Origin of the sequence: Shewanella sp. HL-SH2, from assembly GCF_051164935.1 — a bacterium.
Taxonomy (GTDB): Bacteria; Pseudomonadota; Gammaproteobacteria; order Enterobacterales; family Shewanellaceae; genus Shewanella; species Shewanella glacialimarina.
The window spans coordinates 3889113-3911673 of sequence record NZ_CP195035.1; the positions used below are offsets into that span (position 1 = coordinate 3889113).

A 22561-nucleotide genomic window follows, 5' to 3' on the forward strand; every position below is an offset into this window, starting at 1 on the left:
TTTTAAAGCATCACTTCTAGTTTATTCTATGTAGTTATTCATCAGGCGAATGCGCGTTAGATCATACAATACGCGCAAATCCAACAGTGGGCGGCATGGCCGAAAATAGATTGATGCAAGAACAATATAATCCTTTAGAAATTGAAGCCTTAGTGCAAAAGCACTGGCAAGACCAAAAAACCTTCGAAGTGACTGAAGATGAGACTAAAGAGAAGTTTTACTGCCTCTCTATGTTCCCTTATCCGTCAGGTCGCCTTCACATGGGACACGTCCGTAACTACACCATAGGTGATGTTGTCGCTCGTTACCAACGTTTGCAAGGAAAAAATGTTCTGCAGCCTATTGGTTGGGATTCTTTCGGCCTGCCTGCGGAAAATGCAGCGATTAATAATAAAACCTCGCCAGCTCCATGGACCTATGAAAATATTGAGTACATGAAGAACCAGCTCAAATTATTAGGTTTTGGTTATGACTGGAGTCGTGAAATTGCCACATGTACCCCTGAGTACTATCGCTGGGAACAGTGGTTTTTCACTAAGCTGTATGAAAAAGGTTTAGTGTACAAAAAAACCTCATCAGTAAACTGGTGTCCAAATGACGAAACCGTACTGGCAAACGAGCAAGTACAAGACGGTTGTTGTTGGCGCTGTGACACTGAAGTCGTGCAAAAAGAAATTCCACAGTGGTTTATTAAAATCACTGACTACGCAGAAGAATTATTAAACGATATCGATACGCTTGATGGTTGGCCTGAGCAAGTTAAAGCTATGCAACGTAACTGGATTGGCCGCAGTGAAGGGATTGAAATGACCTTCCAGGTGGAAAATAGCCAGCAAAGTTTCGATATTTATACCACTCGCCCAGATACTGTAATGGGTGTGACTTATGTGGCTATTGCTGCAGGTCATCCTTTAGCTGTTCAAGCCGCTGTGAATAACCCAGCTTTAGCAGAGTTCATTGAAGAATGTAAAAATGCTGACACCACTGAAGCCGCTATGGCTTCAATGGAGAAAAAAGGGGTGGCAACAGGCTTAAACGCTGTGCATCCAATCAGTGGCAAACTTGTACCTATTTGGGTCGCTAACTTTGTGTTAATGAACTACGGCACTGGTGCCGTCATGTCAGTTCCAGCACATGATCAGCGTGATTATGAATTTGCTAAAAAGTTTGGTTTAGCTATTGAAGCGGTTATTAAACCTGTTGATGGCGACGTTGATATCAGTAAAGAAGCCTTCACTGAAAAAGGTGTCGTGTTTAATTCTGGCCCGTCTTTCCCAGCACTTGACGGCTTAGATTTTAAAGCGGCTTTTGAAGCTATTAACGCCAAGCTAAGCGCTGAAGGCAAAGGTAAACTCCAAGTTAACTTCCGCTTACGTGACTGGGGTGTTTCTCGCCAACGTTACTGGGGTGCTCCGATCCCAATGGTGACCTTGGAAGATGGTACAGTTATGCCAACACCAGAAGATCAACTGCCAGTTATTCTGCCAGAAGATGTGGTGATGGACGGTATTCAAAGTCCAATTAAAGCAGATAAAGCCTGGGCTGAAACCACCATTAATGGTCAAACTGCCTGGCGTGAAACCGATACCTTTGACACCTTTATGGAGTCATCTTGGTATTATGCTCGCTACTGTAGCCCGCATGCAGATCAAATGCTTGACCCAGCCAAAGCTAACTACTGGCTGCCGGTAGATCAATATATTGGTGGTATTGAGCATGCGTGTATGCACCTATTGTATTTCCGCTTTTTCCATAAGCTGTTACGCGATATGGGCTTAGTTAACTCGAACGAGCCAGCTAAGCAATTGCTGACTCAAGGTATGGTATTAGCTGACGCTTACTACTACAACAACGAGAAAGGCGCCCGAGTATGGGTATCGCCGCTTGATGTTGCTGAGCTTGAAAAAGACGACAAAGGTCGCGTCATCAAAGCTATCGACAAAGACGGTAACGAGTTGGTTTATACCGGCATGAGCAAAATGTCGAAGTCAAAAAACAATGGTATCGATCCGCAAGTCATGGTTGAAAAGTACGGTGCTGATACCGTCCGTTTATTCATGATGTTCGCTTCACCTCCAGAATTGACCCTCGAATGGCAAGAATCTGGCGTAGAAGGTGCACACCGCTTTATCAAGCGTTTTTGGAAACTGGCCAGTGATCATATCGCAGCCGGGACAACAGAAGCGTTAGAGGTTAAAGCACTAAGCGGCAGCCAAAAAGCACTGCGTCGTGAACTGCATAAAACCATTGCTAAAGTCAGTGATGATATTGGTCGTCGTCAAATGTTCAATACAGCTGTTGCAGCCGTTATGGAATTGATGAATCATCTATTAAAAGCGCCACAAGAGTCCGCTCAAGATCGCGCATTAATGGCTGAAGCTTTATCCGCAGTCACACGTTTATTGTACCCAATAGTGCCGCACATCAGTTTTAATCTATGGAAAGAGCTTGGCAATAGCAGCGATATCGAAGATAGCCGCTGGCCAGAAGTTGATGAGTCAGCCCTTGTTGAAGACAGCAAACTGATTATTGTGCAAATTAACGGTAAGTTACGTGCAAAAATCACTGTCGCAGCAGATGCAACTCAAGAACAAGTTCAAGCACTCGCGATGGAAGATGAGCATGTACAAAAACACTCTGAAGGACTGACTGTCCGTAAAGTGATTTATGTACCGGGTAAATTGCTTAATATTGTTGCTAACTAGTATGTTGTTGCCAGTCTAAACTTGGCAAATAACAGGTAGGGTAAAGTCTACCGAACACTAATGAGTAACTTGCCCATCTTATGCTAACCAGCATAAGATGGGCATTCACTATCAACGCCATGATTTTCATGGATATAAAGGATGTCGATAACACTTATGTTGGCAAAACGTATTGGCTTAGCGTTACTCTTTTTTGTGCTAATTGCCACCGCAGGTTGTGGCTTTAAATTACAGCGCAGTTACTCGATTCCGGTTGAATTACAACAATTACACCTCAGTAGTAGTGACCAATATAGCGAACTAACCCGCTTAGTGGGCGACAGGCTACGTATTAATCGTGTCACACTGGTAGCAGCTGCAGAAGATACGCCTACGCTAAGACTTGTCAGTGATTCATTAGAGCGTGCAACCCTCTCCCTTTACCCTACGGGCAATGTCGCTGAGTATGAGTTAATTTACTTGGTCAACTATACTGTGATGTTACCTGAGCAAGAACCAACAGAATTCCAAGCTGAAATACGACGAGACTACCAGGACGATCCCCGAACAGCATTAGCTAAAAGCCGCGAAATGGAAATATTAACCCGTGAGATGCGTGCCCAAGCCGCCGACAGCATTATTCAAACACTTGCATCTATCGGTAGTGAATAAATGCGGGTTTATCCAGACCAGCTAAAAACTCATCTGCAGAAACTTCCCCAAGTGTGTTTATTATTTGGTGATGATTTATGGTTGATTGAAGACAGTAAAAGACAAATTATTGCCGCCGCCAAAAAACAAGGCTTTGATGAGCGCGTTCAGCTTAGTCAAGAAACTGGTTTTAACTGGGGTGAGTTAATTCAAGAATGGCAATCGATGAGCTTGTTTGCCAGTAGACGGATTATCGAACTTAATTTACCTAATGGTAAGCCTGGTACTGACGGTGCTAATGCGTTCCAAATATTATTACAACAACTAAATCCAGATATTCTGTTAATCATTCAAGGTCCCAAAGCAGGCGTTGAACAAACTAACAGCAAGTGGTTTAAGTCACTAGATAGCCAAGGATTATATATTCCTTGTGCCACCCCTGAAGGTAAACAGTTTGAGCGCTGGTTAGACAATCGCATTCAGCAGCATAAATTAACCATACATCATGACGCCAAAGCAATGATGTTTAATTTGTTTGAAGGTAATTTACTCGCCGCCGAACAAGCGATGCAAATTTTGCAACTGGTCAGCCCAAATGACAACATTACCCCAGAGCAACTGACTGACTATTTTGAAGACCAATCACGCTTCAGTGTGTTCCAGCTTACCGACGCCATTTTGAGTAATCATCAAAAGCAAGCTCAGCATATGTTGGCACAGCTGCAAGGTGAAGGTACAGCCATGCCTATTTTAATGTGGGCAATTTTTAAAGAAATAACCCTATTACTTAATTTGAAACTAGCCCAATCACAGGGTGAGCAACTCAGTCAATTGTGGGGTAAATATCGAATTTGGGATAAACGAAAACCCCTTTATCAAGCTGCATTAACGCGTTTAGAGCTTCACCATATTGAACATATGTTGGGTTTGGCATCAACATTAGAGCTCAACCTTAAACAGCATGGTATTGAAGATTGGGTGGGTATGAGCCATTTGTGTATTCTTTTTGATCCGCGGGCACACAATCGTTTAGCCCATATAGAATTAAGCTAGACCTAGGATTAAACATGCGAATAGGTATTTTAGGCGGCACCTTCGACCCTATCCATTTAGGCCATATTCGCCCTGCACTAGAAGTGAAACAGCAATTACACTTGGACAAAGTGTGGCTGATGCCAAATCATATTCCGCCCCATAAGCAATCCACTAATGTTAGCAGCAAACACCGACTTGCCATGGTAGAAGATGTTTGCCAGCAATTCAGTGATCTTGAGGTCTGTGACATTGAAATTAACCGTGATAGCCCTTCATATACTGTCGTGAGCCTACAGAATTTACAGCACACTTATCCGCAGCATCAGTTTTATTTTATTATGGGAATGGATTCATTTTTACACTTACCTAGCTGGCATCTATGGCAAACATTATTTAATCATTGCCATATCGTGCTATGCCAACGTCCAGGCTGGCAACTTGACACCTGTAATTCAATGCAGCAAGTACTTGATAGCAAATCAATTAACCATGTCGATTATGTACAACAATTAATATCTCATCAAACACCACCTACACATGGTGCAGTCATTCCAGTCGCTATCGCTTTACAGAATATTTCTTCAACCGATGTACGTTACAAGCTACACAACAATCAGCCAGTCAATGAACTTATTATGCCTTCTACGCTTAGCTATATTCAGCAACATAAGTTATACCTTTGTTAAATAACCAATCACCAAAACAAATCTAAATAGGATTAAAGCTGTTTGTCGCGCCCTGATTGCAATATGGATCAGCATAAACACCTTTGCTTAATTGCTTCCGTGGGATGAAATTGAGTATAATGCTCCGTTAATTTTGACTAGTGAGGTAATTCGCGTGCAAAGCACCGAACTGAAAGATTTCGTCGTCGATAAAATCGAAGACTTAAAAGCAAAAAACATCGTTGTATTAGATGTTAAAAAACAATCAACTATCACTGATACTATGGTGATTTGTACTGGTACATCTAAAACACACGTTCGCTCTATTGGTGAACATCTGGTTGTTGAAGCCAAAAAAGCTGGCATGCAACCACTTGGTGTTGAAGGCCGTGACAGCAGCGAATGGGTATTAGTAGACCTAGGTGAAGTGATTGTTCATGTGATGCAAGAGCAAACTCGTGAATATTACGAGCTTGAAAAATTGTGGTCGAACAATAACGCCTAATGAAGTTACAACTGATTGCCGTAGGCACAAAAATGCCCGACTGGGTTACCCGAGGTTTTGAAGAATATCAGCGTCGTTTCCCCCGGGATATGCCGCTAGAATTAGTCGAAATCACTGCGGGTAAACGGGGCAAGAATGCTGATATCGCTCGAATTTTGCAAAAAGAAGGCGAAGCAATGCTAGCCGCTGTTGCAAAAGGCAATCATATTGTGAGCTTAGATTTGCCCGGTAAAAATTGGACAACACCCGATTTAGCTGAACAAATGACAAAGTGGCAATTAGATGGACGAGATGTAAGTTTATTGATTGGTGGGCCAGAAGGACTTGCCCCAGCCTGCAAGGCCGCAGCAGATCAAAGCTGGTGTTTGTCAGCCCTAACATTACCACATCCACTTGTGCGTATCTTAATTGGTGAAAGCCTCTATCGCGCCTGGAGCATCAATAATAATCATCCTTATCATCGCGAGTAATAGGGTGTGAGTTCATTAAAAGACATTTATGGTTGTTGACACCGCAACACGATAAAAGCGACGCTAACCTTTTCGCTATTTACCCGCTGGAGACTTAAGTGCCGCCAAAGAAGCGCATCACAATGCATGACCACGCCGCCGAGGCTTCGTTATTCAAACGCCGTGCATTGTTCACTTTTTTTTGCGTGTTCATTTTACTCAGTATAGTATTTTTTAATCTGTATCAATTACAGGTGGTTTCTTACAAAGATTATGAAACCCGCTCCAACGATAACCGTATTAGAGTTGTCCCCACCGCCCCCAGTCGCGGACTTATTTTTGACCGACACGGTCAGCTACTCGCAGAAAACCAACCTTATCACTCTCTTGAAATGATCCCTGAGCGAATTGACGATCTTGATGCCACTTTTGATCAACTCAATGCTGTGGTTGAGATATCTCAAGAAGAACGTGATCAAATTAAAGACACCCTTAAGTTTCATCGGCGCTTTAAACCGCTCACCATTAAGGGAAAATTGACCGAAGAGCAAGTAGCCGCTTTTTCAGTTGATCAACACATGTTTCCCGGTATTTATGTTGAAGCTGGGTTAAAACGTAACTACCCCTACAATAGCCTCATGACACATGTTCTAGGTTATGTTGGTAGGATTAACACCAGTGATAAAGCACTGTTAGAAAAAAGTAATAGCTGGAAGAATTATGCGGCGACTAACGATATTGGCAAACAAGGTATCGAAAAGTTCTATGAGACTTTACTCCATGGACTGCCAGGACATTTAGAAGAGGAAGTGAATAACCGTGGCCGAGTTATTCGCACCTTGAGAGTCACTCCGCCGACACCTGGGCAGGATATATATCTCACGCTTGATTTAAAGCTCCAACAAAAAGCAATGGAGTTGCTAGCGGGTAGACGGGGGTCAGTGGTTGCCATCGATCCTCAAGATGGTGGTATTTTAGCTATGGTGTCTAGCCCAAGTTATGACGCAAATTTATTTGTCCATGGTATTAGTAGTCAAGGATATAGTGAGTTACTGAATGATAAATCTCGGCCATTAATAAACCGTGCCACCCAGGGACAATATTCCCCTGCATCCACTATTAAGCCATTAGTTGCACTCCTTGGTTTAGAAGAACGCGCAATAAGTGAGAAAACACGGGTTTGGGATCCTGGCTTTTGGCAAATTCCTGGCGTTGAACGCAAATGGCGCGATTGGAAAAAATGGGGCCATGGATGGGTTGATGTTTATCATGCCATTGTTGATTCATGCGATATCTTTTTCTACGACCTAGTTTATAAAGTCGGTATCGATAAAATGGCCAGTTTCATGGCGCAATTTGGTTTTGGTGAAAGAACCAATATCGATATATATGAAGAAGTCGCAGGCATTATGCCATCACGTGACTGGAAACGCTTACGTTACAACCAAGCCTGGTATATTGGCGACACGATTTCTGTTGGTATTGGTCAAGGATACTGGACAAGTACGCCATTACAACTCGCTAGTTCTACAGCAATTTTGGCCAATAAAGGTCGTCGTTTTACGCCACATTTATTGAAAACCTTTAAAGATGACAAGGTCAAAATTGATGCGCCAATAGATGAACAGCCACCGATTGAGCTTAAAAACCCTAGAAATTGGGACATTATTAACGAAGCTATGCGTCAAACTGCTGATAAATCAAGATTTACCGATGCGACGTACACAGCTGCAATGAAAACAGGCACGGCCCAGGTATTCTCGGTCGGTCAGGATGAAAAGTATAATGCTGATACTATTGCCGAGCATTTACGCGACAATGCACTCATTGTTGCCTACGCCCCCTATGAGAATCCACGCATCGCCTTAGCCGTTGTGCTTGAAAATGCTGGTTGGGGGGAGCTAATGCCGGCCCCTTAGCGCGGGCCCTACTGGACGAATATATCCTCAGGGATGAATGGACTGTACCTAGCGACACACTAACAGATACCGCTACAACGCCTGCAAATGAGCAACCAAATGAATAGCCATCATAGTCACGGTCATCATCATAAAAAAAATATTTGGCAAAAGCTGCATATTGACTTGCCGCTATTGTCAGGTCTGTTGATATTAATGGCTTTTGGATTATTCGTTATTTATTCAGCCAGTGGCGAAAGCATGGCGATGATGGAACGTCAGTTAGTGCGAATGGGGTTATCTTTATTCATCATGCTTGCCATGGCACAAATTAATCCCGAAGCATTAAAACGCTGGGCGCTACCTATTTATGTCGCGGGTATTATTTTATTATTAGGGGTAGATTTTTTTGGCACCATTAATAAAGGGGCGCAGCGCTGGTTAAATCTTGGCTTTATGGAATTTCAACCTTCAGAGCTTATTAAACTTGCCTTCCCCATTACCATGGCATGGTATATCAGTAAATTTCCCTTACCGCCTAAAAAACGCCACCTTGCAGGTGGGGCAATCATCCTATTAATTCCAACGCTACTGATCGCCAAGCAACCAGACTTAGGCACCTCAATTTTAGTCGCTGCTTCAGGGGTGTTTGTATTGTTTTTATCGGGCATGAGTTGGTTAATAGTGGGTGCTATTATCATTGCTGGACTGATTTTTTTACCGATTTTATGGTTCTTTTTAATGCACGACTATCAGCGTACTCGTGTGCTGACATTATTCGACCCGGAGAAAGATCCCTTAGGTGCGGGTTATCATATTATTCAATCTAAAATAGCCATTGGCTCAGGCGGATTTTGGGGCAAGGGTTGGCTAAATGGCTCTCAGTCACAGTTGGAGTTTTTACCAGAAAGACACACCGACTTTATCTTTGGCGTTATTGGTGAAGAATTTGGTTTAATGGGCAGTTTATTGCTATTGAGTATTTATCTGTTCATTATTGGCCGTGGTTTAGTCATAGCCTCACGGGCACAAACCAGTTTTGCACGCTTATTAGCCGGCAGTATTACACTCACATTCTTTGTATATATCTTTGTTAACATAGGCATGGTTTCAGGCATTCTGCCTGTAGTAGGCGTGCCTTTACCGCTAGTCAGCTATGGCGGTACATCTATGATGACGCTGATGACAGGCTTTGGCATTTTAATGAGTATTCAAACTCATAGACGATTTATTGATCGATAGGAAGGTGTAATGAAATTATCTACCCGTTTATTTAGCGCGATCACCTTAGTCGTATCGACACATATTGGTATCGCCTCGGCGGCGACAGATGTCGACGCCTTAAAAAAGCAGTTTATGGCAGAGCAAATTAAACAAGGCTTTAGTCAACAAGAAATTGAAGCATTTTTAAATGAGTCGACTTATACCCAAGAAGTGATTGATGCCATAACCAAACCCTGGGAAGCAAAACCTTGGCACCAGTATTATCCTATTTTTCTCACCGAAAAACGCTTAGCCAAAGGGCTAGAGTTTTGGCATGAAAATGCCAATACCATAGCCAAAGCTGCAAATAAATTTAATGTTGACCCGCAAATCATTGTCGCCATCATAGGTATTGAAACATTTTACGGTGGTTACATGGGTAACTATCGCGTGCAAGATGCCCTGTACACTTTAGGCTTTTACTATGCCCCAAGGGCCACTTTTTTAGAAGTGAATACAGTAACTTGATGTCACTCATTAAGGAAGAAAAACTCGACAATGCCAGCTTGAAAGGCTCGTATGCCGGCGCGATGGGGTTTGGTCAGTTTATTCCATCTAGTTATCGCCATTACTCAGTCGACTTCAGTGGCGATGGCCGCAGAGACTTACTCACGAGTAAAGCCGATGCGATTGGCAGTGTAGCCAATTATTTTCATCAACATGGTTGGCAACGAGGAGCTCCTGTAGCCTTACCGCTAAATCATACCGATAATAAGGCGCCAAAAGCCAAAGTATGGACTAAAGAGAGATTGCATTATCGAGCCTCAGATATTTTGGCTCCGACATTAAGCTTGGCATCGGCGCAGGACATTGATGTTTCTCAGCAAGCGCTATTAGTAAAATTAGAACAACCCGAAGCAGACGAATACTGGTTGGGACTTAAGAACTTTTATGTTATCACCCGTTATAATCGCAGCCCGCTTTATGCAATGGCGGTTTACCAATTTAGCGAACAATTAAAAGCCCAATACAATGCAAAATAAACTCTATCTAAGTACCATTGCCATGATGATTATCTTGCTTATGGCGGCATGTTCATCAAAACCAGATAACAAAAAAGGCAGTGTAGGGGCAAGTAGCCAATCGGGTCGTTACCAAATGGCGGATGACCGCTATCCTGATAATGCGCCAGATGTCAGCAAAGTTAAAAATGCGGTGCCCAAATACGAAGCATACACCCGCCAAGGCAATCGTAATTACACTGTTTTAGGCAAAAGCTATAAAGTACTGCCTACAGGTAAAGGCTTTTCCGAAACCGGTCACGCATCATGGTATGGGGCTAAGTTTCATGGCCACTTAACCTCAAATGGTGAAACATATGACATGTATACCATGTCAGCAGCACATAAAAACTTACCGCTGCCAAGTTACGTTAAAGTCACTAACCTTGAAAATAATAAACAAATTATTGTGAGGGTAAATGATCGCGGACCTTTCCATAATGGCCGCGTCATTGACTTGTCCTATGCCGGTGCTTATCACCTAGATATGTTGGCAAAAGGCACAGCCAAAGTAAAAATCGAAGTCATTCATATTGAATCAAATGACCAGCGAGGCATATCTGAGGCGACCAGCAACGAAATTCATTACATTCAAGTCGCAGCATCCAAAGACAAACTACGTGTGAATGCCCTAGCCAAAGAACTCGAAAATAAATACGGCGTTTCATCTCGAATAGTATCAAGGGATGGTATACATCGAGTTCAATTAGGTCCTATTGGAAAAATTTACTTAACCAATAAACTATTAGACAACCTACATAGCCAAGGTTACCCACAAAGCTTTATTGTCCCTTAATTTATCTAGTAATTTACTCGATTAAGGAACCTTAATGCAATTTGGTTGACTAATAGTGGCACGACTAATGTTATAATCTTTTTTATTGTCTTTTCTTCGAATTAATAGAGACCAGCTAATTTCATGATAAATATTGCCAAAGCACCAATTGCGACTGCACTGCTACTTTCTTTTGTGTCGTTTACCTCTTCTGCTAACACACCGCAGCCAGATGCACGTCCAACGCCTAATCGCGCCCCAATGGTTACCCCTGATGCACCAAGTGTTGCGGCAAAAGCCTATGTGTTAATGGATTATTATTCAGGCCGCGTCATCGCAGAACAAAATGCTTATGACAGCTTAAACCCTGCCAGTTTAACTAAAATGCTGACCAGTTACGTTATTGGGCATGAAGTTAAAGTGGGGAATATTTCACTAGATGATGATGTGCTTATCACCCAAAATGCCTGGTCAAAAAACTTTCCTGATTCATCAAAAATGTTCATTGAAGTGGGCAAAACAGTCAAAGTTTCCGACTTAAATCGCGGTATTATTATTCAATCAGGAAACGATGCGTGTGTTGCTATGGCTGAACACATTGCAGGCACAGAAGGTGCATTCGTTGATTTAATGAACTCATGGGCAAAGCAGCTAGGTATGAATGACAGCTACTTTGAAAACTCACACGGTTTAGATTCAGATGCTCATAAAACAACCGCATACGATATGGCCATTTTAGGCGCGGCACTTATTCGTGATGTACCTGAAGAATATCGTGTCTATTCAGAAAAGTCTTTTACCTTTAATGGTATTAAACAATACAACCGCAATGGACTACTGTGGGATAACAGCTTAAAAGTAGACGGCATTAAAACAGGTCATACTTCAGGTGCAGGTTATAACTTAGTCTCATCTGCCACCAGTGACGATGGCATGCGTTTAATTACCGTAGTACTCGGTACTAGTAGTGAGTCAGCCCGTAAAGCTGAAAGTAAAAAGTTACTTAACTACGGTTTCCGCTTTTTTGAAACCATCACGCCTTACAAAGCGGGTGACACTTTTGTAAGCCAAAAAATTTGGTATGGCGATGTTGATAATGTTGACCTAGGGGTCATAACAGATACGCCTATTACCATCAGCCGTGGCAAGGCCAAAGACTTACAAGCTAACTTTGAGTTAACTAAACCATTAAGCGCCCCACTTGCCAAAGGCGAAACGGTTGGCCGTGTGTTCTTCCAATTAGATGGAAAAGACATTGCTCAGTATCCTTTAGTGACATTAAATACTGTTGAAGAAGGTAGCTGGTTCAGCAAATTGATGGACTACTTCAAACAAATGTTTGCTAGCTGGTTTGAATAAGCAATAATAATTATCATGAAAATCAATTAATTGAAGCCGCTTTTACAGCGGCTTTATTATTTCAAGTTATCTAAGCCTTGAATCAGGTATAATCGCCACCATATTTAGTGTAACAATCACCAATGAGTAATCCGATGTTAAACACCACTTTTGATGAAGTAATGACGTTTCCTAATGCATGTCCATTTAAAGTAATTGGCGATGCTGATGACACCTTGGCCGATCGCGTTGTCGCAGTAGCCCAACAACTTGCCCCAGGCGACTATGTGCCAACCGTTAAAACATCAAGCAAAGGCAGTTATTATTCGATTACGATCCGCATTACCGTCACCAGTAAAGAACATATTGAAAAAGCGTATATTGATCTTGCCGCTATTGAGGGCGTAAAACGCGTACTCTAATCGTTAAAGAGTTCTGTAAACGTGTAAAACTTGAGTATAATACTCTGGAATTATTTTAAACACGTTGAACATACACGTGACCGGTCCAACCTTTGGGGAGACGTTGCCCTTGCCAGCATCAACATTGCACATTCGCCATCTTGGTATGCAAGACTATCAATCTGTATGGCATGCTATGCAGGAATACACTGACACCCGTGACAGTGATAGCCAAGATGAACTTTGGGTTGTAGAACATCAACCTGTTTTTACCCAAGGTCAAGCGGGTAAAAGTGAGCATATTTTAAATCCTGGCGATATCCCGGTGATCCAAGTAGACCGTGGTGGTCAAGTCACCTATCACGGCCCAGGGCAACTAGTGGTTTATCCACTTATCGACATAAAACGTAATAAAATGGGCGTCAGGCAGCTGGTTAACAACATAGAGCAAAGCATAGTTGATATGTTAGCGCTATATAATGTCGAAGCCTATGCTAAGGCCGATGCCCCCGGCGTATATGTACAAGAACGCAAACTAGCTTCTTTAGGCTTACGCATTCGAAAAGGCTGTTCATTCCACGGCTTAGCGTTAAACGTAGACATGGACCTAGGCCCATTCCAACGTATTAACCCCTGTGGTTATGCCGGTCTTGAAATGGTGCAATGCAAAGCACTCGGCGGTCCACAAACCGTACTTGAAGCTGGCGATAAACTCATTCAAACATTTAGCCAAGTTATGGGCTACCAACAACTTGTGCATCATCAAGGATTAGCAGAATAATGAATAGGCCTGAAAGATTACAACCGGGAGTTAAGTTACGTGACGCCGATAAAGTTGCACGCATTCCTATCAAAATTGTACCCTCAGAGCGCGAAACCATGCTGCGCAAGCCAGATTGGTTACGGGTAAAGCTGCCTTCATCTAATACACGTATTTTAGAAATTAAAGCTGCCCTGCGTAAAAATGGCTTACATTCTGTTTGTGAAGAAGCATCATGCCCTAACCTAGCAGAATGTTTTAACCACGGTACAGCGACCTTTATGATCCTTGGCGCTATTTGTACTCGTCGCTGCCCATTTTGTGATGTTGCCCATGGTCGTCCATTAGCCGCTGATGCCGAAGAGCCTAAAAAGCTGGCGCAAACTATTGCGGATATGAAGCTTAAATATGTTGTTATCACCTCGGTTGACCGTGATGACTTACGTGATGGCGGCGCACAACATTTTGCTGATTGTATTCGTGAAATTCGCCTGTTAAACCCTGCTATTAAGATTGAAATTTTAGTGCCTGACTTCCGTGGTCGTATCGATGCGGCATTAGAAATCTTAGCCACTGAGCCACCTGATGTGTTCAATCACAATTTAGAAACCGCGCCTAAGCATTATCGTAAAGCGCGTCCTGGTGCTAACTATCAGTGGTCACTAGACTTATTGAGAAAGTTTAAAGAACGTCATCCTGATGTACCCACTAAGTCTGGCTTAATGATGGGCTTAGGTGAAACTAACGAAGAAATTGCAGAAGTACTGCATGATCTACGTGCTCACAAGGTTGAAATGCTGACATTAGGTCAATATTTACAACCAAGTAAGTTCCACTTACCGGTTGAACGTTATGTGCCACCAGCAGAGTTTGACGAGCTTAAAGCATTAGCAGACAAACTTGGTTTTACCCATGCAGCATGTGGCCCGCTTGTTCGCTCAAGCTACCATGCAGATTTGCAAGCTCAGGGTAAAGAAGTAAAGTAACTTTTTGGCTTTAGAGTTTGAACAAAAACGGCGCTTATAGCGCCGTTTTTTTATGGGGAATGATTTACTTGAATTGGTAGGTCTTCTGCCGTATCACCGAAGCCATAGGCAATATCATGTTTTGATAGTTCAATATTCGACTTGATTTCTGTCACTTTTTTAAGGTGACAGCCCCTAATGATTCAGTTTTTTATGCAAAATATTGTATCTATGCTTCTTAGTCGAGGGACGAGGAAAAGTGTTATCTGCTGATACGCTTAATAGGCCATGACCATTTGAAATGGCATCGTTTACGTCCTGTACCGTCCAACTCAGCTGATATTCTGCATTGCTAAGCTCTGGAATTTTGATATAAAAAACGCTCCGGTGTATTGAATCCGGTTCACCAAATTGGCCAGCATCGAGTATCTGCTTTGCTAGGGTTTGTGAGTCTAAACTGAGTACAATATTGTTATCGCGTTTTAAGGTGATGGATATCAAAGTCACCTGATGTTCAAAAGTGGCTTTCAGTACATTTGGGGTGGTACAGGCCCATTCAAACTGCCCATTAATCTGCGGATTATCACTCTTATTAGCATATGCGCAGTATATTGGTGCGCTAACCAATAACAGCACAAATACCAAATTTAAAAAGCGATAAAAATTCATAGCTAAACACCTTATCATTTATTAATCCGTCAATTTCAGGTGTGTGTATTAAGAATAATTAACGTTAATATGATTGGCGCTTGTTACACACCAATCATATTGCCCAATACAACCAACACCATACTCACTATGGCTTTATAGATACTTTGGCGTTATGCACATACCTTAGATTAAGCACTCACATAAGTACCTAGCATTAGCTCGCTAGCATAACGTTCCTGTTTGCGTGATCGGGGTGATCCAGTAGCGACAAGGATTGTGTTTACACACAACAGATAGCGCATTCAGTAATGCGGCTTGAGCCTCAATAGGGTGCATAATTTCAAATTTACAAAACTCGCGATATCCTTCTACCTGCTCTTTGATATTAAAGTGGCTATGCTCGCGGCTAAAACCGCAAATATTGCCTAGGCTAAAACCTGACAAGAAATCGAGTGAAATCAAAGTGTCAACTATGTCGTCTTTAATATCATTTTGAGCGATTAGCACTAATACTTGCTCTGCGTTCATTGACGTTTCTCCAGCCAGTAATACAGGATTGGTAATAAATAAAGGGTGGTAATAGTCGATGTCAGCAAACCTCCGATAACCACTATAGCCAATGGCTTTTGAATTTCAGCGCCTGGGCCGGTGGCAAACACCAAGGGCATCAAACCAAACATGGCTGTTGTGGCTGTCATTAAGATAGGCCTTAATCGTCTTGCGGCGCCCTGTTCTACCCTAGTGATTAAGTCGCTAAATAGGTGCTTGGTTTGTTCGTAATAACTCACCATTACCACGCCGTTGAGCACTGCAACACCGAGCAAGGCGATAAACCCCACTGATGCAGGTACAGATAAATACTCACCCGATAAATACAAACTGACTATACCGCCCATCATGGCAAAGGGGACGTTGGCCAAAATTAAACTGGCTTTAGTGAGCGACCCAAATGTGGTGAATAGAATCAGGGTGATAAGCGCAATGGCGATTGGGATCACTAGTAGTAAGTTATTGGTTGCCCGTTGTTGGTTTTCAAATTCCCCGCCAAAACTGACGCTGTAACCGCTTGGAAACTTAATCTCTGTGGCTATTTTGGCGTTAAGCTCTTCCACAAACCCAACGATGTCTCGGCCTTGCACGTTGGTGGTTATCACAGAGAAACGGTCACCTTGTTCACGCTCAATTAAAATTGGCCCTTCTTTATAACTGAGCGTTGCCACATCAATTAAACGCTTTAACGAATGGTCTGGCATTACCAGCAATTGCTGCTGTAGCTCGCTGATGCTGCTTAGCCCGAGCTGATTACTGGCAATCAATACTGGAGTGCGTTTTTTACCTTGCAGCACTTCCGTCACCATCACACCTTCAAGCTGACTTTTAAGATAACGGGCAAACTCGATAGTGCTCATGCCAAAGCCGCGGGCCATTTCATTATTTAGAGTTAAGTTAATAAATGGGCTACCTTCTATCATCGACATTTTGATATCGATGCTGCCTTGGGTGGCACTGACAAGTTGTTCAATTTGCCCGGTAAGCTGGCCAAGGGTATCGATGTCGGTGCCAAATACTTTAATTGCAACGTCACCAATACTGCCGGTCAACATTTCAGACACGCGCATTTGGATTGGCTGAGTAAAGTTAAAGTTTACCCCGGGGTAATGTAATAACTCGGTGCGGATAGCTTCTATAAGCTCATCTTTAGTATCAAATCGCCATTCATCGCGAGGGGCTAACTCTAAAAAGACATCGGTTTCATTCAATCCCATAGGGTCTAATCCAATTTCATCTGCGCCAGTTCTTGCCACCATCTGCTTAATTTCAGGAAGCTGAGCTAATAGGGTTTGTTGAATTTGTTTATCAATCTCAATAGAAGCCTCAAGTGAAATAGAGGGCGATTTTTCCAACTGTAAAATAATATCGCCTTCATCTAAGGTCGGCATAAAGGTTTTACCCACCAAACTAAATAAGCCTAAACTGACAATCAGTAAGGAAAATGCCACAATCATAAAAGGCTTTTTATAAATAAAAGTGCCTTTAAGACTGGTTAAATAAGCGGCTTTCAATTTTTCGATGGCTTTGGGTTCTTGCGCCGATTTTTCATTCACTAAGTAAGATGCAACAACCGGAATAACGGTTAACGACAACACAAGTGCCGATAACATGGCAAACACTATGGTGACCGCAACGGGGGTGAATAACTTACCCTCTAGCCCAGTTAAGGTTAGCAAAGGCGAGAATACAATCATTACAATCACAGTACCGGAAACAACAGGCACTGCGACATCTTTTGTCGCTCTAAAAATAAGGTGCAAGCGCGGTAAACGTTGTTTGGTGGCGATAAGGTTCACCATGTTTTCAACCACTACAACCGATGAGTCCACCAGCATACCTATGGCGATAACAAGCCCACCCAAGCTCATTAAATTAGCCGATAGATTGAACAAATCCATCATTAAAAAGGTCATTAAGGCGGCTAAGGGCAAAGACAATGACACCACTAAAGCCGCGCGCACATTACCTAAAAACAGGGCGAGTAATACAATCACTAACAACACTGCCTCAAACAGCGCCGTTGAAATGGTATCAATAGCGGTATTAATCAAATTAGCGCGATCATAAAAAGTGTTGATCACACTGCCTTGTGGCAATGTCATGCTTATTTGATCAAGCTTTTGCTTAATATTGCTCACCACCTGCGCGGTATTAGCATCCTTTAGAGCAATGATTAATGCTTCGGCGGTTTCTTCACCATCTTTGGTTACGGCGCCATAACGCGCTAAATGACCAACATCAATATCAGCCAAATCCGTCAGGCGATACACTTTGCCGTTATCGGCTTTGATGACTAATTGCTCCAATTCATCGATGTCATCAATACGCCCTTCTGCGCGCACAATAATGGTGTCGGTACCTATGGTTAGCTTGCCCGCGCCCTCGTTATGGTTATTTTCCATAATGGCCTGTTGCAGCGCAGCAAAGCTGACCCCAGCCGCAGCCATTGCTGCGGGGTTCGGACTAATATTAAAACTTTTAGCGTATCCACCTAAAATATTCACATCGGCAACCCCAGCAACAGTGCGCAGTAACGGTCGCACTTCCCACTCAAGTAATTGCCGACGCTCCATCAAAGACAGATTAGGGTTTTCTAACGAAAACATGAATATTTCACTCAGCGGTGTGCTCATGGGCGCAACACCGCCAGACACACCCTCAGGAAAACTGTCCCACACGGCAGCAAGACGCTCACTGACCTGTTGCCTTGCCCAGTAAATATCGGTTCCTTCGGTAAAATCTAAGGTAATGTCACTGATGGCATATTTAGTGGTCGAACGAAGAATCGCCTGATTAGGAATGCCCAACAGCTCGGTTTCAATCGGCACGGTGATCTGTGCTTCGATTTCTTCGGGCGTCATCCCCGGAGCTTTTAAAATAATTTTAACTTGAGTAGGTGAAATATCAGGAAAGGCATCTAATGGGATAGAAAACCAGGCACGCCCGCCCGCAAGCATTAACATCAGCGCAACGATCAACACAAATAAGCGTTGTGTAAGCGAAAAACGAATAACCGCAGCCAACATGTTATTCGCCTCCCAAACCAAGCAATATACCTTTAGCTGCCGCAACAGATTGCGATAACACCTGCATTTGGCTTAAATCATGATCACTGGCGACAATATATTGATCCGGCGTAGAGCCTAAAACATCGATGCTCATCGCGGTTAAGTTAGTGGCAGCTTGGGTAAAAATTTGCGTGTCTTGATGCCAGGTAAATACACTATTTTTAGGCAGCAAATACACAGCTTTTTGATATTCAGGGATCACCGTAATTTGCTGTCCAAGTAACAGACCACAATCAGAGGTAATAGGCATTGACCATGCGGTTAAAAAGATCCCCTGTGCAATCGATGACACCTCATCAATGGCGATATGACACTGATTAATATTAATTGCCGATAATGATGTTGACTGGCTCATTGGTACATCGATTTTCACCCGAACACTGTCAGCGGGGATCAATGAAAACAACTGTGTGCCCTCTACATATTGGCTGTCGATATGATTCAATTTCACCACACCAGCCATAGGAGACGTCACCACCAAGGATTCTGTCTCTGCATCAATGCCTTGCACTATCTCCATAAAGTGTTGCATATGTTCAAACGTTAAATGGGTACTGAAATAATCCAGGCTGATCTCACGCCATTGATCGGTACTGATACTGCCACTTTTTAATAAAGGCTGATTTCGTTCATAGCGTTTTTTTGCCAGTGAATATAAACTTTCAGCGGCATCAATTTGGGCTAAAAAATGAAACACCTCCGGCCCAGTTAATCTCACTATGGCCTGCCCCTTAGTGACGTTTTGGCCCTGTGTGACTAAGAATGTCACTTGCTGAATATTTTCCGGCGCAGTGACCCAATAATCATTGCCAGGCAATCGCTCAACTTGAGCGGGTAAGGAGCTCCCTTCATAACTTGCCAACTTTTGCGGCTGAATATAACTCAGGGTTAAATTGCCCAGGTCAGCCAGTGAAATAGATTCTGCTCGAATGGCTGCCGATGATAAACACACTAAAACAGTTAAAAAATGAGCACCAAACTTGAGCATCATAATGAAATTCCTAAGGCTTGCAGTTGCTGAGAATGTAATTGTTGTAACGTGACTTGATTCAAGGCTAAGCGCGCTTCAGTATCGAGAGCATCTATGTAACGACGCAGCCAAATTTCATAGCCAATTTGGTTTTGATTTTTCACTTGGGCTAAATTTTCAGTAATGGAACGGCTCAAGGACACCCCCCTTGTTAACAAGGTTTGTTGAGCCCGCAAGTTTTGCTGCTGAATAGCAAGCCGTTGAATTTGGCTGGTAAGCTCAAGGTAGATGCGTTCACCGTTGACACTTTGTTCTTGAAAATCTTTTTGCCACATAGAAACATCGCTTTGAGACAAAGCCGAACTAAAGCTCAAGGGCACATTAATTCCTATGCCTAAATGCTTGTCATTAAACTGATCAACTGCGGTTTCTTTAGCGGTTAACGATAACGTCCACGGATCTTGCTCTCCGCTTTGCTGGCTTTGTAACATCAGTTGTTTTTGTTGCAATTGCAGAGAATGAAGCAGCCAGGAAGGATGTTGCATCAACGCAGTTTGAACATGTTCTGGCGCGCTAAACTCACCTATATCAATCGCTTTTTCGACTATGTCATCGGGTAATTGATTCAGGCCAGTTAGCGAGGTAAACAAAGTCAGTGCTTCGGTTTGTTGCTGCTTAAACCCTATCTGTTCAAGCTCAATATCCACCAGCTCTTTTTCGAGCAGCAATATATTCACCAAGGGTAATTCCCCTGCTTCGGCTAATTTTTTTTGCTGATTATATAGTTTAGATAACAGTCTTGATTTACGCTCAAGTTGATTTAACTTTACAGCGGCAAGTCGTTGGTCCCACATACTTTGCCTTAACAGCCCAGATAAATACAACTTTTGTAAGCGGGTTTGTTGTGTCTGAAGCGCCTGACTCAGTTGCACAAGCTGTTTATCACTTTGGTGCAAACTGAAGGTTTTTATTGGCAGGTTTAGGGATAATTCTTGCTCATAAATGTTACTATTATCCAAATCACCAAGGTAACTTAAGCTCACACTGGGTAACCCTGTTAACCAAGATGAACTGTTCAGTTCAATTGCAGATCTCTGACTTAGCGGTGATTTAGCTAGTCTTGATTGACTGATTTCAACTAATTGAGGTAACGCATTATTGGCAGCAATACTGCCAAAGCAAGTGCTACCTAAAGCGATAAACAAACATATTTTGATACTAAACTTAACTGCCGACATAAGTGATTTCTGTTCCCCTAAATGAATACTCACTTTATCATTTAGGGCCTAAACCACATGGGTAAGATGTATCATAAAAACGCTTATGGGACATATGTACCATAAAATAAAGCCATGATTTTATTTGATTTATTAAAAACACTTATATCTAGCCCAATACAAGCCGTTTGATTCAGGATCTACCATGAAAAAAGATGTATTCATAATTGTACTGTTACTGTTGATCACGCTATTCAAACTGTTTGATATTTTTGCAGACATTCAACTCGACATTCCTGTGTGGCATATCGCCCAAGAAGCCGTGCTGGTGCTTTTAACCATAATTGGCAGTATTTATTTAGGCTTTGATTTAATCCGTAACTCTCGTCAGGTAAAAGCCCTGAGAAGTAAACTTGCTAAAGCGGATAAACAGATCAACAACATGTCTAGTCAAATGCGCGCTGCAAGACAGGAATACAGCCAAACCATTGCGGCACAATTTGAACTATGGGGCTTTACTAAAAGCGAACAGCAGGTCGCACTGTTATTGTTGAAAGGACTGAGCTTTAAAGAAATAGCAGAAGTACGACTAACAAAAGAGAAAACAGTACGTCAGCAAGCCTCAACCATTTATAGCAAAGCTCAGGTTGATGGTCGCCACACACTATGTGCCTGGTTTATGGAAGACTTTATTCAAGAGTAAACAATATTAACAGTTAAAACGAATTGATATTTTCAGCAAAATCAAAAATCTAACAGAGCTATTACAAATATAGCTCAATCGAAGAGATTAAATATCGGGAGTAATCGAGAATCTAACTATCGATAGCGAGGATAATTAACTCAACACCAAATCCATCAAAATCGCATCTTCATGGCCATCGTCCGTTGGGTAATACCCCTTACGACGACTGGTTTCAACAAAGCCTGCTTTTTCATATAGCCCAATCGCACTCAAGTTAGACTGACGAACCTCTAACATAATCACCACTGCATCGCATGTCTTTGCCTGTGAGACTAATGAGGTTAATAAGCGCTTACCTAAGCCTAAACCTTGTGCTGAGGGGGCAATGCAGATATCCATCAAGGTCACTTCATCAATCACCTGCTGAACAATACTAAAGCCCAATAATTGCCCCTCTGCCATCACGCCTTCAACGCGATACAAATGCCCGAAACAGCTGGCTAAGATGGCTTGCGACATCGGCGAATGATGACATGCCTGTTCTATAACTGACATTTCAGCAAGATGATCTTCAGTTAACACGGCCAAGGAATAAGTCATAAATATTTCCACAAAATGGGCAATTACAAAGTGATACTGCCTAAGGTAGCGAGCAGGTATACCTAAATCATATCAGTTAGTTAAAGTAATTGTTACCAGATTAACAATTGCCCCTTAGTGATTTATTCATATTCTTTCATAAGTTGTTCTATATCCATTCATCCATGGTCTGACTGTTGTTAACAACTCTTATCTAATATGGGCTTCATCGGTAGATGTCATCATTAAGAGAGCAAATCATGACCACAAAAGAATTATCTGAAACACCTAAAAAAGTGAAATTCAATGAACTTAAAGCACTGGGATTTATCATTTTTTTGTTTTTCCCCATTGCCACAGCCACCAGCATTAGCGCCTATGGCTTTGTTATTTGGATGATCCAAGCCTTTGGTGGTGTGGTCGCTCACTAGTCCTTCTCACTCTGGGTC

The 22561-nt window shown here is 42.5% G+C and carries 20 protein-coding genes and 2 pseudogenes; 16 read left to right on the forward strand and 6 right to left on the reverse strand.

What is annotated here, in order from left to right:
- Window positions 1-113: 113 nt before the first annotated feature.
- The 14 genes and pseudogenes from leuS to lipA all read left to right on the forward strand — a co-directional run bounded on the left by leuS (window position 114) and on the right by lipA (window position 14411).
- Window positions 114-2705 carry a leucine--tRNA ligase gene (leuS, locus tag ACRWP9_RS17010; protein ID WP_434929114.1) on the forward strand — a complete coding sequence of 864 codons (2592 nt, stop codon included), beginning with the start codon at window positions 114-116 and terminating at the stop codon, window positions 2703-2705.
- A gap of 156 nt (window positions 2706-2861) precedes the next feature.
- Window positions 2862-3356 carry an LPS assembly lipoprotein LptE gene (gene lptE / locus ACRWP9_RS17015; protein ID WP_434929116.1) on the forward strand — a complete coding sequence of 165 codons (495 nt, stop codon included), beginning with the start codon at window positions 2862-2864 and terminating at the stop codon, window positions 3354-3356.
- Complete coding sequence (gene holA, locus ACRWP9_RS17020) at window positions 3357-4388, forward strand: DNA polymerase III subunit delta (protein ID WP_434926972.1); 1032 nt, start codon at window positions 3357-3359, stop codon at window positions 4386-4388. It abuts the gene before it with no gap.
- Between the two features lie 14 nt (window positions 4389-4402).
- The gene (gene nadD, locus ACRWP9_RS17025) at window positions 4403-5056 is read left to right on the forward strand and encodes a nicotinate-nucleotide adenylyltransferase (protein ID WP_434926973.1); all 654 of its coding nucleotides are present in this window, start codon (window positions 4403-4405) and stop codon (window positions 5054-5056) included.
- A gap of 154 nt (window positions 5057-5210) precedes the next feature.
- Window positions 5211-5540, forward strand: coding sequence for a ribosome silencing factor (gene rsfS, locus ACRWP9_RS17030; RefSeq protein ID WP_226413721.1), 330 nt, complete (start codon window positions 5211-5213; stop codon window positions 5538-5540).
- Complete coding sequence (gene rlmH / locus ACRWP9_RS17035; protein WP_226413719.1) at window positions 5540-6010, forward strand: 23S rRNA (pseudouridine(1915)-N(3))-methyltransferase RlmH; 471 nt, start codon at window positions 5540-5542, stop codon at window positions 6008-6010. Before rsfS ends, rlmH begins: the two co-directional genes overlap by 1 nt.
- Before the next feature lie 98 nt (window positions 6011-6108).
- Window positions 6109-8015 (forward strand): annotated as a pseudogene (gene mrdA, locus ACRWP9_RS17040) (penicillin-binding protein 2).
- Window positions 8008-9129 carry a rod shape-determining protein RodA gene (rodA, locus tag ACRWP9_RS17045; RefSeq protein WP_434926974.1) on the forward strand — a complete coding sequence of 374 codons (1122 nt, stop codon included), beginning with the start codon at window positions 8008-8010 and terminating at the stop codon, window positions 9127-9129. The pseudogene mrdA and the gene rodA overlap by 8 nt, the downstream one beginning before the upstream one ends.
- Before the next feature lie 9 nt (window positions 9130-9138).
- A pseudogene (mltB, locus tag ACRWP9_RS17050) lies at window positions 9139-10133 on the forward strand (lytic murein transglycosylase B).
- A complete protein-coding gene (locus ACRWP9_RS17055) occupies window positions 10123-10947 on the forward strand; it encodes a septal ring lytic transglycosylase RlpA family protein (RefSeq protein WP_434926975.1) in 825 nt (274 codons plus the stop codon). The pseudogene mltB and the gene ACRWP9_RS17055 overlap by 11 nt, the downstream one beginning before the upstream one ends.
- Window positions 10948-11070: 123 nt before the next feature.
- A complete protein-coding gene (locus ACRWP9_RS17060; protein ID WP_434926976.1) occupies window positions 11071-12285 on the forward strand; it encodes a serine hydrolase in 1215 nt (404 codons plus the stop codon).
- Between the two features lie 134 nt (window positions 12286-12419).
- On the forward strand, window positions 12420-12686 hold the full coding sequence (ybeD, locus tag ACRWP9_RS17065) for a DUF493 family protein YbeD (RefSeq protein WP_226413709.1): 267 nt from the start codon (window positions 12420-12422) through the stop codon (window positions 12684-12686).
- A gap of 109 nt (window positions 12687-12795) precedes the next feature.
- Complete coding sequence (lipB, locus tag ACRWP9_RS17070) at window positions 12796-13446, forward strand: lipoyl(octanoyl) transferase LipB (RefSeq protein WP_434926977.1); 651 nt, start codon at window positions 12796-12798, stop codon at window positions 13444-13446.
- Window positions 13446-14411 carry a lipoyl synthase gene (gene lipA / locus ACRWP9_RS17075; protein ID WP_434926978.1) on the forward strand — a complete coding sequence of 322 codons (966 nt, stop codon included), beginning with the start codon at window positions 13446-13448 and terminating at the stop codon, window positions 14409-14411. Before lipB ends, lipA begins: the two co-directional genes overlap by 1 nt.
- Before the next feature lie 174 nt (window positions 14412-14585).
- Here the strand turns inward: lipA and ACRWP9_RS17080 are convergent, their stop codons facing one another.
- The 5 genes from ACRWP9_RS17080 to ACRWP9_RS17100 form a co-directional block, all read right to left on the reverse strand.
- Window positions 14586-15059 (reverse strand): hypothetical protein, encoded by a 474-nt coding sequence (locus tag ACRWP9_RS17080; RefSeq protein ID WP_434926979.1) that lies wholly within the window; start codon window positions 15057-15059, stop codon window positions 14586-14588.
- A 204-nt stretch (window positions 15060-15263) separates the two neighbouring features.
- Complete coding sequence (locus ACRWP9_RS17085) at window positions 15264-15569, reverse strand: DUF3240 family protein (RefSeq protein WP_434926980.1); 306 nt, start codon at window positions 15567-15569, stop codon at window positions 15264-15266.
- Window positions 15566-18619, reverse strand: coding sequence for an efflux RND transporter permease subunit (locus ACRWP9_RS17090; RefSeq protein WP_434926981.1), 3054 nt, complete (start codon window positions 18617-18619; stop codon window positions 15566-15568). The genes ACRWP9_RS17085 and ACRWP9_RS17090 overlap by 4 nt, the downstream gene beginning before the upstream one ends.
- A gap of 1 nt (window position 18620) precedes the next feature.
- On the reverse strand, window positions 18621-19652 hold the full coding sequence (locus tag ACRWP9_RS17095; RefSeq protein WP_434926982.1) for a membrane fusion-like protein: 1032 nt from the start codon (window positions 19650-19652) through the stop codon (window positions 18621-18623).
- Window positions 19649-20869 carry a metal transporter gene (locus tag ACRWP9_RS17100; RefSeq protein WP_434926983.1) on the reverse strand — a complete coding sequence of 407 codons (1221 nt, stop codon included), beginning with the start codon at window positions 20867-20869 and terminating at the stop codon, window positions 19649-19651. Before ACRWP9_RS17100 ends, ACRWP9_RS17095 begins: the two co-directional genes overlap by 4 nt.
- A 184-nt stretch (window positions 20870-21053) precedes the next feature.
- Here ACRWP9_RS17100 and ACRWP9_RS17105 point away from each other — a divergent pair, with 184 nt between their 5' ends.
- A complete protein-coding gene (locus ACRWP9_RS17105; protein WP_434926984.1) occupies window positions 21054-21551 on the forward strand; it encodes a helix-turn-helix transcriptional regulator in 498 nt (165 codons plus the stop codon).
- A 135-nt stretch (window positions 21552-21686) separates the two neighbouring features.
- Here the strand turns inward: ACRWP9_RS17105 and rimI are convergent, their stop codons facing one another.
- Window positions 21687-22133 (reverse strand): ribosomal protein S18-alanine N-acetyltransferase, encoded by a 447-nt coding sequence (rimI, locus tag ACRWP9_RS17110; RefSeq protein ID WP_434926985.1) that lies wholly within the window; start codon window positions 22131-22133, stop codon window positions 21687-21689.
- A gap of 239 nt (window positions 22134-22372) precedes the next feature.
- On the opposite strand from rimI, the gene ACRWP9_RS17115 reads away from it, so the two are divergent.
- Entirely contained in the window at window positions 22373-22543 is a 171-nt protein-coding gene (locus ACRWP9_RS17115; protein WP_226413701.1) for a periplasmic nitrate reductase, NapE protein, read from the forward strand.
- Window positions 22544-22561 lie beyond the last annotated feature (18 nt).